Source organism: Pseudoduganella sp. GW821-FHT05F09, from assembly GCF_059419605.1.
On record NZ_JBWKSD010000005.1, the window covers coordinates 567,230 to 578,873 of the forward strand.

Annotated in this window: 12 protein-coding genes; 8 read left to right on the plus strand and 4 right to left on the minus strand. The window is 64.9% G+C overall.

Annotated features, from left to right (window positions below):
* Positions 1-8: 8 nt before the first annotated feature.
* The 8 genes from hisA to tatC all read left to right on the plus strand — a co-directional run bounded on the left by hisA (position 9) and on the right by tatC (position 4,385).
* Positions 9-788 (plus strand): 1-(5-phosphoribosyl)-5-[(5-phosphoribosylamino)methylideneamino]imidazole-4-carboxamide isomerase, encoded by a 780-nt coding sequence (hisA, locus tag AC07S4_RS19485; RefSeq protein WP_161070400.1) that lies wholly within the window; start codon positions 9-11, stop codon positions 786-788.
* 7 nt (positions 789-795) lie between these two features.
* Positions 796-1,557, plus strand: a complete 762-nt coding sequence (gene hisF, locus AC07S4_RS19490; RefSeq protein WP_161070401.1) for an imidazole glycerol phosphate synthase subunit HisF — start codon at positions 796-798, stop codon at positions 1,555-1,557.
* A 36-nt stretch (positions 1,558-1,593) separates the two neighbouring features.
* On the plus strand, positions 1,594-2,031 hold the full coding sequence (hisI, locus tag AC07S4_RS19495; protein WP_161070486.1) for a phosphoribosyl-AMP cyclohydrolase: 438 nt from the start codon (positions 1,594-1,596) through the stop codon (positions 2,029-2,031).
* A complete protein-coding gene (locus tag AC07S4_RS19500) occupies positions 2,028-2,366 on the plus strand; it encodes a phosphoribosyl-ATP diphosphatase (RefSeq protein ID WP_228894116.1) in 339 nt (112 codons plus the stop codon). Before hisI ends, AC07S4_RS19500 begins: the two co-directional genes overlap by 4 nt.
* Before the next feature lie 16 nt (positions 2,367-2,382).
* Complete coding sequence (locus AC07S4_RS19505; protein WP_161070403.1) at positions 2,383-2,754, plus strand: histidine triad nucleotide-binding protein; 372 nt, start codon at positions 2,383-2,385, stop codon at positions 2,752-2,754.
* 129 nt (positions 2,755-2,883) lie between these two features.
* Positions 2,884-3,120, plus strand: coding sequence for a Sec-independent protein translocase subunit TatA (gene tatA, locus AC07S4_RS19510; RefSeq protein WP_494988262.1), 237 nt, complete (start codon positions 2,884-2,886; stop codon positions 3,118-3,120).
* A 17-nt stretch (positions 3,121-3,137) separates the two neighbouring features.
* Positions 3,138-3,629 (plus strand): Sec-independent protein translocase protein TatB, encoded by a 492-nt coding sequence (gene tatB / locus AC07S4_RS19515; protein WP_494988213.1) that lies wholly within the window; start codon positions 3,138-3,140, stop codon positions 3,627-3,629.
* Positions 3,630-4,385 carry a twin-arginine translocase subunit TatC gene (gene tatC / locus AC07S4_RS19520; RefSeq protein WP_161070405.1) on the plus strand — a complete coding sequence of 252 codons (756 nt, stop codon included), beginning with the start codon at positions 3,630-3,632 and terminating at the stop codon, positions 4,383-4,385.
* Here tatC and AC07S4_RS19525 read toward each other — a convergent pair.
* From AC07S4_RS19525 to AC07S4_RS19540, 4 genes are all read right to left on the minus strand, one after another.
* Positions 4,382-4,957: a CCDC90 family protein gene (locus AC07S4_RS19525; protein WP_494988214.1), complete on the minus strand. Its 576-nt coding sequence runs from the start codon at positions 4,955-4,957 to the stop codon at positions 4,382-4,384. The genes tatC and AC07S4_RS19525 overlap by 4 nt on opposite strands.
* Positions 4,958-5,052: 95 nt before the next feature.
* Positions 5,053-6,957, minus strand: coding sequence for a DUF885 domain-containing protein (locus AC07S4_RS19530; protein ID WP_494988215.1), 1,905 nt, complete (start codon positions 6,955-6,957; stop codon positions 5,053-5,055).
* 25 nt (positions 6,958-6,982) lie between these two features.
* Positions 6,983-7,468 carry a hypothetical protein gene (locus AC07S4_RS19535; protein ID WP_494988216.1) on the minus strand — a complete coding sequence of 162 codons (486 nt, stop codon included), beginning with the start codon at positions 7,466-7,468 and terminating at the stop codon, positions 6,983-6,985.
* Between the two features lie 10 nt (positions 7,469-7,478).
* On the minus strand, positions 7,479-11,642 hold the full coding sequence (locus AC07S4_RS19540) for an SNF2-related protein (RefSeq protein ID WP_494988217.1): 4,164 nt from the start codon (positions 11,640-11,642) through the stop codon (positions 7,479-7,481).
* Between the last annotated feature and the right edge of the window lie 2 nt (positions 11,643-11,644).

The following is an 11,644-nucleotide window of genomic DNA, read 5'->3' on the forward strand; positions in this document are numbered from 1 at the left end:
CACTGACTATGCTGCTCATTCCTGCCATCGACCTCAAAGACGGTCACTGCGTGCGCCTGAAACAAGGCGACATGGAACTTGCCACCGTATTTTCCGACAACCCGGCCGACATGGCGCTGCACTGGCTGAAGCAGGGCGCGCGCCGCCTGCACCTGGTGGACCTGAACGGCGCCTTCGCCGGCAAGCCGAAAAACGAAGGCGCGATCAAGGCCATCCTGAAAGTGGTGCAGGAGTTCGCCGAAGAGAACGACATCGACGAGATCCCCGTGCAGCTGGGCGGCGGCATCCGCGACCTCGACACCATCGAGCGCTACCTGGACGCCGGCATCAGCTACGTCATCATCGGCACCGCCGCCGTGAAAGAACCCGGCTTCCTGCATGACGCCTGCGGCGCCTTCCCCGGCCACATCATCGTCGGCCTGGACGCCAAGGACGGCAAGGTCGCCACCGACGGCTGGAGCAAGATGTCCGGCCACGAGGTGATCGACCTGGCGCAGAAATTCGAAGCCTACGGCGTGGAATCCATCATCTACACCGACATCGGCCGCGACGGCATGATGGGCGGCGTGAACATCGAAGCGACGGTGAAGCTGGCGCAGGCGGTGAAGATACCGGTGATCGCCTCCGGCGGCCTGCACAACCTGGCCGACGTGGAAGCGCTGTGCGCGGTGCAGGACGAAGGCATCGAAGGCGTGATCTGCGGCCGCTCGATCTACGAAGGCACGCTGGACCTGAACTCGGCCCAGCTGCGCGCCGACGAACTGACGGAAGGCAGTCTGGAAGACTGATCCCACCATGCTTGCAAAACGCATCATTCCCTGCCTGGACGTGACCGACGGCCGCGTCGTCAAAGGCGTCAACTTCACCGAGCTGCGCGACGCCGGCGACCCGGTGGAAATCGCGCGCCGCTACGACGAGCAGGGCGCCGACGAGCTGACCTTCCTCGACATCACGGCCTCCTCCGACAACCGCGGCCTGATCCTCGACATCATCGAGGCGGTGGCGTCCCAGGTCTTCATTCCGCTGACCGTGGGCGGCGGCGTGCGCGAGGTGGCCGATGTGCGCCGCCTGCTCAACGCCGGCGCCGACAAGGTCAGCATGAACACCTCGGCCGTGACCAATCCGCAGCTGGTGTTCGACGCCTCGCAGAAGCACGGTTCGCAGTGCATCGTGGTGGCGATCGACGCCAAGCAGGTGCAGCCGGGCCGCTGGGAAGTGTTCACGCACGGCGGCCGCAAGGCCACCGGCCTGGACGCGGTCGAGTGGGCCAGGAAAATGGAATCGCTGGGCGCGGGCGAGCTGCTGCTCACCAGCATGGACCGCGACGGCACCAAGTCCGGCTTCGACCTGGGCCTGACCCGCGCCGTGTCGGACGCGGTGGGCATTCCGGTGATCGCCTCGGGCGGCGTGGGCGGCCTGCAGGACCTGGCCGACGGCGTCAAGCTGGGCCGCGCGGACGCGGTGCTGGCGGCCAGCATCTTCCACTACGGCCAGCACACCGTGCAGGAAGCCAAGCGCTTCATGGCGCAGCAGGGCATTCCGATGCGCCTGGCCTGAAGCCCGCTGCTTACACATAAGGAAAATCTCATCATGATGCCGACCCAGACGCCCAGCGTGGCGAAAGCCAAATGGCTGAACAAGATCAAGTGGGACGAACACGGCCTGGTGCCGGTGATCGCCCAGGAGGCGGGCAGCAACGACGTGCTGATGTTCGCCTGGATGAACCGCGACGCGCTGTATAAAACCGTGGAGCTGGGCGAAGCGGTGTACTGGAGCCGTTCGCGCAAGAAGCTGTGGCACAAGGGGGAGGAGTCCGGCCACGTGCAGAAGGTGCTGGAAATGCGCCTGGACTGCGACGAGGACGTGGTGCTGCTGAAGATCGAGCAGGCCGGCGGCATCGCCTGCCACACCGGCCGCCACTCCTGTTTCTTCAACAAGTTCGATGGCGACGCCAAGGACGGCGACTGGCAGGCCAGCGAGCCGGTGCTGAAAGACCCGGACACGATCTACACGGAAGCGAAAAGCAAATGAGCACCATCCTGGACCGCGTGGCGGCCACCATCGAATCGCGCAAGCCGGCCAACGGCGGCGATCCGGCCACTTCCTATGTGGCCAAGCTGTTCGCCAAGGGCGACGACGCCATCCTGAAAAAGGTCGGCGAGGAGGCCACCGAGTTCGTGATGGCCTCGAAAGACGCGCGCCACGGCGGCGATGCATCCAAAGTGCTGTACGAATGCGCCGACTTGTGGTTCCATTCGATGGTGATGCTGGCCCAGTTCGGTTTGACGCCGCAACAGGTGCTCGACGAGCTGGCGCGCCGCGAAGGCGTGTCCGGCATCGAGGAAAAAGCGTCCCGCAAAGAATAAATCTACTGGAGTTGTTGTGGAAAACTGCCTGTTCTGCAAAATTGCTAAGAAACAAATTCCTTCGACCATAGTGTATGAAGACGAGGAATTGCTCGCTTTCAAGGATATTCATCCGCACGCGCCGGTGCACCTGCTGGTGATACCGAAAACCCACATCAGCACCTTGTCCGACTGCAACGCCGGCCACGCGCCGCTGCTGGGCAAAATGCTGGCGCTGGCGCCCCGCCTGGCCGAAGAGCACGGCGTGGCGGTGGGCTACGACGAGGACGGCGCGCCGCAGCGCGGCTATAAGACGCTGATCAACAGCGGGCCGGACGGCGGCCAGGAGATCTACCACCTGCACCTACACATCATCGGCGGCCCGCACCCATGGCGCACTGAGCGCTGAGAGCGCTATACTGGTAGCAAGAAATATTGCTACTTCTTCATGACAAGCACATGACAGGCGCGCTTCGCGTATACTGTCCGCACTAACCGCAATTTTTTGGGGCGCGTTGCGTTCCGCAAGGGGAATATGATGGGTTCGATGAGCATCTGGCACTGGCTGGTGGTACTGGTAATTATCATGCTGGTCTTCGGCACCAAAAAACTGGGCAATATCGGCTCGGACGTGGGCAAGGCGGTCAAAGGCTTCAAGGACGGCGTGAAGGGCAGCGAAGAAGAGAACAAGGCTGCCGGCACCCAGGCCAACGCCCAGCAGGTGGCCGACAAGTCCACCATCGACGTGGAAGCCAAAGAGAAAAACAAGCTGTAATGCGTGGCTAAGCGCTTATGATCGATCTCGGTCTTTCCAAACTAGCCATTATCGGCGTGGTCGCGCTGATCGTCATCGGCCCTGAAAAGCTGCCCAAAGTGGCGCGCATGGCCGGGACGCTGTACGGCCGCGCGCAGCGCTATCTGCACGAAGTCAAATCCGAAGTCAGCCGCGAAATCGAGCTGGAGGAACTGCGCAACCTGCAAAAGGAAGTGCAGGACACCGCGCAGTCGATCAAGCAGGGCGTGGAGCAATCCATTTCCGACAGCGTGGCCGAGGTGCAGAACGCCTGGCAGGACAGTTCCGGCCACGATTACGGGCAAGTGCCGCCCAGCGCCGAGCACGTGGCGCGCAAGGCCAAGGAGTTCCGCCGCAAGCGCCTGGTGCGCACCTCGGCGCTGCCGGCCTGGTACAAGCAGCAGCACGGCACGCGCATGCATGTCACGTCCGGCGCCGCGCGGGTTGCGCGCTTCCGCCCCAGCAGCAAACCTCCAGCATCGTTCTACTAAATGAGTGAAGAAACCCCGGTTGAGGAGACCTTCATCTCCCACCTGATCGAGTTGCGCGACCGCCTGGTCAAAGCCTCGATCGGTATTGCCATTGTGTGCGCCGCGCTGATGTTCTGGCCGGGGCCGGCGGCCATCTACGACATCATCGCCGCCCCCATGCTCGCTTCGCTGCCCGCCGGCTCGAAGATGATCGCCACCGGCGTGATCTCGCCCTTCCTGGTGCCGATGAAGGTGACCTTGCTGATCGCCTTCATCCTGGCCTTGCCGTGGGTGCTGTACCAGCTGTGGGCCTTTATCGCGCCCGGCCTGTACGCGCACGAAAAGCGTCTAATCGCGCCGCTGGTGATCTCGTCCTCGGTGCTGTTCGCGGCCGGCGTGGCGTTCTGCTACTTCTTCGTGTTCGGCCGCGTATTCCACTTCATTTCCGACTTCTCGCCCAGCTCCATCGCGGTGACGCCGGATATTGAGAACTATCTCGATTTCGTCATGTCCATGTGCCTGGCCTTCGGCGCCACCTTCGAGGTGCCGGTGGTGGTGGTGGTGCTGGTGCGCATGGGGATAGTGTCGGTGGCCAAGCTGAAGGAAGTGCGGGCCTATGTGATCGTGGGCGCCTTCGTGATCGCCGCCATCGTCACGCCGCCGGACGTGGTGAGCCAGTTCTCGCTGGCGATTCCGATGTGGCTGCTGTATGAGCTGGGCCTGCTGGTGGCGCCGGTGTTCGTCAAAGCCACGCAGGCGCCGGAAGAGCCTGTTTAAGCAAAGAGCTTGAAGAGGATGACGGCGTCCACCACAAACTGGATGCCGAACAGCAGATAGAATCTGGTTTCGAAACCGGCGATCCTCCGCTCCAGCGCTTCAAGCCTCCGCTCAAGCGCTTCAAGCCTGCGCTCCAGGGCCTCGACCCTCAGCTCCAAGGCATCGATCCTGCTGTAAATTTCTTGCTTGAGCAGGTCCATCTTGCCGTAAATTTCCTGCGTGAGCAGATCCATCTTGCCGTAAATTTCCTGCGTGAGCAGATCCATCCGGTCGAAGACTTCCTGCTTGAGCAGATCCATCCGGTCGAAAACTTCCTGCTTCAGCAGATCCATCCGGTCGAAAACTTCCTGCTTCAGCAGATCCATCCGGTCGTGAAGTTCCTGTTGTAACACGTCCATCCGGGCCAGCAGGTCGCTGCGCTGGATAACGAGGTCGGACTCGACGGCGACGTGGCATTCGTTGAGCACGGTGCCGAGCGCCTCGGCTTGCAGCTCAGCCTGCTCCGCGGACAAACCGCTTTCCTTCAGCAGCTGTGCATATTTCAGGGTATCAATCCGGATAGGCATGGTCATGATCGCTCCCAGGTTCATAGTAGCAGAACGGGGGCAGAGCCCCCGTCCCCATCGTACCCGGTCGAATGCGCGGCGCCTTGAGGCCGCGCAAAGGCTTACTGCGCCATCAGTTCGCGGATCACGCGCACCGGCGCGCTGCCGTAGCTGAGGAATTTCTCGTTGAAGTCCTTCAGCACGAACTTGCTGCCCAGCGCCTGCTTGCGCTCCTCGCGCAGCTCCATGATCTCGCTGTAGCCGCTGAAGTAGCTGGCCAGCTGCACCGACGACAGCTGCGCGCGGCGCCATTTCTCGGCCGCTTCGCGCTGCGTCTGGAAGGCCTGGCGCGTCAGCAGGTCCATCGCCTCGGCCTGCTGCATGCCCAGCACATGGATGCTGTAGTCGAGGATGGTGTTGGTCACGCTGCGCAGATTCCATTTCGAATACATCAGCCACATCTCGGGCGCGTTGTCGCCGTAGCCGGACTCCAGCATCATGCGCTCGCCGTACACCGCCCAGCCCTCCACCATGGCGCCGTTGCCGAAGATGGACTTGACGATGGACGGCGATTTATTGGCGTACACCAGCTGCGCGTAGTGGCCCGGTATCGCCTCGTGGATATTGAGGATCTGCAGTATCCAGTGGTTGTATTCGCGCAGGCTGCTTTCGGCCTGTTCGGCGGACTCGCCGTCCAGCGGCGTCACGTTGTAATAGGTGCGGTCCTGCGGACGGTAAGGGCCGGGCGCCTCGATGCTGGCGCCGGCGACGCCGCGCTGGTAGGCCGGCGTTTCGCGCACTTCCAGCGGCTTGTTCGGGTCCAGCGTCAGCAAATTCTTCTGGATCACCCAGTCCTGCAGCACCGGAATCTGGCGGCGGATCTCGGGGAAGAAGTCCTCGCGCTTGACGTGGTTGGCCGACAGCGTGTCTATCATCATGCCGATCTTGGCGGTGCGGTCGGCCGGCTTGGCTGCGCCGTTCATATACTTGGGCCACAGCTCGTCCGACAGGCGCTCCATATTCGCCAGCAGCTGTTCGCGCGCGGCCAGCGCCTTGTTGTAGGTCTGCTCGCCGGTGCTGCCGGCCTGGATGTCGAAGCTGAACTTGGCCTCGTACAGCTCCTTGCCGATGCGGAAGGAGCGGCCGCCGCCGTTCTGCGCCATGGTCTTGTCCAGCTCACCGAGCCAGGCCGCGTAGCCGTCCACCGCCGATTTCGCCAGGCTCACGCGCTGCGCAAACAGCTGCTTCTCGATGGGCGACAGGATGGACGCCTGCGCCTGCTTGTCCAGGTCGGCCAGCAGCGCGATCACGCCCGGCGCCTGTGCGATGGCGAGCTGGGTATGCTCGCGGGTGGGGTTGCTGATGCTGGCGCGCGCCGCGTCATAGTAGGCCGGCACGCTGGCGATGCGCTTGAGCAGGGTGCGCAGGCGCTGCGGTTTGGCCGCGTATTCGGTGTTGAGGATGAAGTCGATCGGGCTGGCGATGTTGTACAGCGCCGGGTTCCATTCGAATTCGCGGAAGGTGGCCAGATACCAGCGGTCCGAATTGAGCTTGTTGAGCAGCAGCGCCAAGTCGGTGCGCTGCTTGGCCGACAGCTGGCGCGCGTCGATCTTGCCCAGGCGGCCCAGCCAGTCGTCGATAAAGGCCAGCTGGCTGGCGCGGGTGGTGGCGTCCGGGATGGTCATGGTGGCGGCGGTGTCGTACTTGCCCACCGAGATCGCGGTCTCGGGATCGATCTTCCACAGCGCGCCCAGGAACTGGGTCGACTGGGCATCCATACGCTTGTCCTGGCTGCGTTCGGACGGCGCCTGCTTGATCATCGGCGTGGCTGCCGCCGCTGCTACCGCGCCTTTCTTGGCCGCGCCCTTGCCGCTCTTGCCCGACTTCGAAGCAGATTTCGAAGACGCTTTGGACGACGATTTCGCGGTCTTGCCGGACTTCGCTTTCTGCGGCGCCTGGGCGGCCGTGGCGGGCGCCAGGGCCAGGCAGGCCAGCACTGCGGCCAGCGCGATTTTGGTTTTCATCATGAGGGGTATGCCTTTGCTAGTGTATTCAGTTGATCGCATTGCTGCGTATCAGCGACTGGTGGTGGGCGTTGAGCGCCGCCACGGCGTCTTTGCCGCGCGCCATGCGCGTCAGCATGATCTCGCTGCCCTTGGTGTAGCGGTGGCCGATGCGGATCGAATAGGAGCGGAACAGCCAGCTCCAGAACGACTGCACGAAAGTGGCTTCGTCCATGTCGCGCCATTTCACGCCCTGCACGCCTTTGGACCACGGCAGGATGCCGGAATACAGCCACACGCCCACGTCGTCGTAATACAGCTGCACGCTGCGTATCACCAGGATGCGGTAGCCTACCACCACCACCGCGAATACCATCACACCGGCGGCCAGCAGCTCGCTGTAGCGGAACGCCAGCGGCAGCGCGAAGGCGAACAGCAGCAGCGCGAGCAGCAGCGTGTTCAGGTAGGCGGTCCAGGATTTCACGCACAGCAGCGTGCCATGGCCGGCGGGGCGGGATGCGTTGTCTTCTTCCATGTGTTCTCCTTTAAATCTTCAGGCCTTCCTGCAGCATCGCCAGCATCTCGCTGGCCGACATGCGCGCGGCCATGTCGCTGCCGTCGAGCAGGCTGTCGGCCAGGTCGCGCTTGTGCTGGTGCAGGTCGACAATGCCTTCCTCGATAGTATGCCGTGCCACCAGGCGGTAGATGGTCACGGGGCGCAATTGGCCCATGCGGTGCGCGCGGTCCGAGGCCTGGTCTTCCACCGCCGGGTTCCACCACGGGTCCATGTGGATCACGTAATCGGCCGCCGTCAGGTTGATGCCCATGCCGCCCGCCTTCAGACTGATGAGGAACACATCGCCCTCGCCGGCCTGGAAGGCGTCCACGCGCTGCTTGCGCGCCGCCATGGGGGTGGAGCCGTCCAGATACTGGTAGGCCACGCCCTGGCGCTCCAGGTGCTCGCGTATCAGCGTCAGGTGGTCCACGAACTGGCTGAACACCAGTACCTTGTGGCGGTTCTCCAGCAGGCCGGAAAGCAGGTGCGCGAAGGCGGCCAGCTTGCTGCTCGGGAGCTTCAGGCCAGGCGCCACCAGGTTGGGATTGCAGCAGGCGCGGCGCAGCTTCATGATCTCGGCCAGGATCTGGATCGACTTCTTCTCGGCCGGGCCTTCCACCGCCGCCAGGTTCTCCAGCGCCTCGCGCCGCAGCGACTCGTACAGCGCCGTTTCCTCTTTCGACAGGTCGACCTCCAGCACGATTTCGGTGCGGGAAGGCAGTTCCGTCAGCACCTGCGTCTTGGTGCGGCGCAGGATGAAGGGGCCGATCAGGCGCCGCAGGCGGTTGCGCGCGCCCACTTCGGCGCGGTGGTCCTGCTGCTTCTCTATCGGCCCCGCGAAGCGCAGGTTGAACTGCTCTATGCTGCCCAGCAGGCCCGGATTGATAAAGCGGAACAGGTTCCACAGCTCACCCAGGTGGTTCTCCAGCGGCGTGCCGGTGGCCACCATGCGGAAGTCGCCCTTGAGCGCCATCACGGCCTGCGAGCGCTTTGTGGCGCCGTTCTTGATGGCCTGCGCCTCGTCCAGCACGATGGTGTGCCAGTGCTTGGCCGCGAAGCGCTCGGCCTCCTGCTGCAGCAGGCCGTAGCTGCACACTACCAGGTCGAATGCGCCGGCGCCGGACACCATCTCGGCGCGGTCGCCGCTGCCGAACACCTTCACGTTCAGCGTGGGCGCGAAGCGCGCCGCCTCGCTCACCCAGTTCAGGCATACCGAGGTCGGCGCGATCACCAGCGCCGGCCCTTGCGGCGCGCGCGACAGGATCAGCGCCAGCGCCTGCAGCGTCTTGCCCAGGCCCATATCGTCCGCCAGGCAGGCGCCCACGCCCCAGTGCGCAAGGCGCGCCAGCCAGTCGTAACCATCGCGCTGGTAGTCGCGCAGCTCGGCCTGCAAGGTGCTGGGCAACTGCGGCGCAAAGGCGGTGCTGGCCTCCATGCGCTGCAGGTGCGCGCGCCAGGCCGGATCGGCGCTGACCTCGCCCGCCTCCGCCGCCAGGTCCTCCAGCGCGAAGGCCGCCAGCGGGTGGATGTGGATGCCGTCCGCGCTGATGTCGCCGTAGGCCTGCAGTTCGTGCAGGCGGCGGTGCAGCTCTTCGGTCAGCGCCAGGTAGTGGTTGTCGCCCAGTTCCACGAAGCGGCTCTTGTTCGCCTGCATCAGCTCCAGCAGCGCGCGCAAATCCATCACCTTGTCTTCGTCTATCTGCAGCTGGCCGCTGGCGGCGAACCAGTCCTTCTCGGTCTTGATATTCAGGCGGAACTGCTTGCCGCTCACGCGCTGGCTGACGCGGAACTTCTCGCCCTCCGGCCACGCCACCACCACGAATTCCGGCGGCAGCTCCTGCAGCTCGGACAGCAGCTGCAGGCACAGCGCCGGCTGGCCGAGCAGCCATTCGCCGTGCTCCTGCTCCGCCTGTTCCAGCACCAGGCATCTTCCTATCAGGCGGCGTTCCGCATCGCGCTCGCCGCTCAGGCTGCGGCGCGTCTGCACCGGCTTGCCTTCGGCTTCCGCGTTCATGCTCTCGGCGCCGCTGCCCGGCGTGTAGTAGGCGCCGCCCGCCAGCGGGCGCACCATGATCTGCATCTTCAGGCCGTGCTGGTAGGGCAGCAGCAGCACGTGCAGGCGCGTGTCGGCCTCCACCTGCTCCGCGTTGCCCGTGCCGCCGCCGATGTCCGACTGCACGGTGACGATGGCCGACACCGCGCCTATGGCCTGCAGCACCTGTTCTTCCGCGCTGGCCGGCACTTCCAGCCCGTCGGCCACGATGGCGGCGATGCGGCGGTGTTCGTCTTCTATGCTGACCACGCGCAGGCGGGTCGGCGTTTCCTGCACCACCATCACGCTGGCGTTGATATTGGTCAGCGCGGGCTGCAGGGTCAGGCGCAGATTGCCGCGCTGCTTGCGTATCAGCAGTTCCGGCGTGCCGGCCAGCAGCTCCACGCGCGTGTCCGGCGCTTCCAGCCAGTAGGCGTGCGGGTGGCCCACCAGCGCGAGCGCCGCCTGTTCATGGTCGATGTCGTAGCGCAGGCCGGACGAATAAGCCTGGCGCGAAGGCGAGATGGTGCTGCTGATGCGGATGTCCTGCGGCGTCAGGAACTCCATCTGCGCCGCGTCCTCGCGCAGGCGCTTCAGGGCCAGCGGGCGGCCCTTGCCCCAGGCGCCTTTGGCGTCGCGCTTCTGCTCGCGCGGCTCGATCTCGGTGATGCCGTGGCGCGCATCGAAGGTAATCATCCACACCAGGCGCGCTTCGCCGCTGGCGGTGTCCGGCGCGCCCTGCTGCAGGTTGATCAGGGCGGAGAGCTGGCGCTGCCAGGCTTCCTGGCGCTCGAACCAGCTGCTCATGTCGGTGAAGCCGCCGCGTTCGCGCAGCGCGGCCGCGTGCGTGGCCATGTCCGCGTCGCCGTGGTGGCCCAGCAGGCTGGCCGTTTGCGCGGCGATGAATTTATAGCCCAGCGTTTCCGCCTGCTGCGCCAGCGCGTGCAGCTGTTCGCGCTTGCCTTCCAGCTGCGGCAGCGCCAGCCAGAACCACAGCAGCGCCTGGAACATCTGCGGCTGCATGGCGCTTTCCCAGCTGCGCGACAGCACCACGTCGGTCTGCATGGTGCCGGCGCGGATCTGGCGCAGCATGCTCAGTTGCTGGTACACCGCGCTGTCCGGGTTGGCCTGGGCGTGGATGGCCAGTTCCAGATAGCTTTCGGCGGCCTTCTGCATTTTCGGGTCGGCGCTGCGCAGCATGGCCAGCACGTACAAGTGGCCGCCCATGCCCTGGAACAGCAGCTTGCGCTTGCCCGACTCGCGCCGCAGCGACTTCAGCGCCGCTTCGAAGCCCTGCAGCGATTTATCCAGGTCGCCGCGCAGCAGCAGGATCACGCTGAGCAGGAACTGCGGCAGCGCGCCGTCCAGGCCCTCCAGGTAGATGGCGGCCTGCTTCATTTCGCCGCACAGGATGGCGTCCTCCGCCAGCGCCATGCGGAAGGTCTCGGTGATGTATTCGTTCTTGGCCAGGCGGCGCTGCACGTGGCGCCCGGTCAGGCCGCGCACGGTGGGCGCCAGCGACGGGTCGCGCTGGCAGTGCTGCAGCAGCAAGGTGAACACGTCGTCCACCAGCAGCGGATGCACCAGGATCAGCATGCCCGCTTCCAGCGGCTTAGTGAAGATGTCCACCACCGGATGCAGCTGCGCCGCCTCGTAGCACACCATGCAGGCCTGCAGCAGCGGCAGCACCTGCTGCGGCGCCTGGCCGCGCAGCAGCGCCATGCGCAGGCGCGCCACGGCTTGGCGGTAGCTGCGCGCCTCCAGCGCGCCGTTCCAGCCCTGGCGCATGGGGTTCAGCGTTTCGTAGGCGGTGCACAGGTCGGCCAGCGTGTGCGCGCCGATGGCGGCGCGGATGGCCGGCCAGCGCAACTTGGCGTTGCAGATGTAGCCGCGCGCCGTGACCACGGTGGTGAAGGCCAGGCGCTCCAGCTTGCGCAGCGGCTCGTCCAGCGTGTCCACGTTGAACATGAAGCCGCGCGCGTCGCGCACGCCGGCCTTGTTCAGCAGGTCCAGGATGGCCGTGCGGCCGGTGGCGTCGCCGATCAGGGCAAGCAGCGCCAATATCATTTTTTCGTCGAGGCTGAGGGCCTCGAATTCCGCGAGCAGTTGCTGGTCCGTCATGG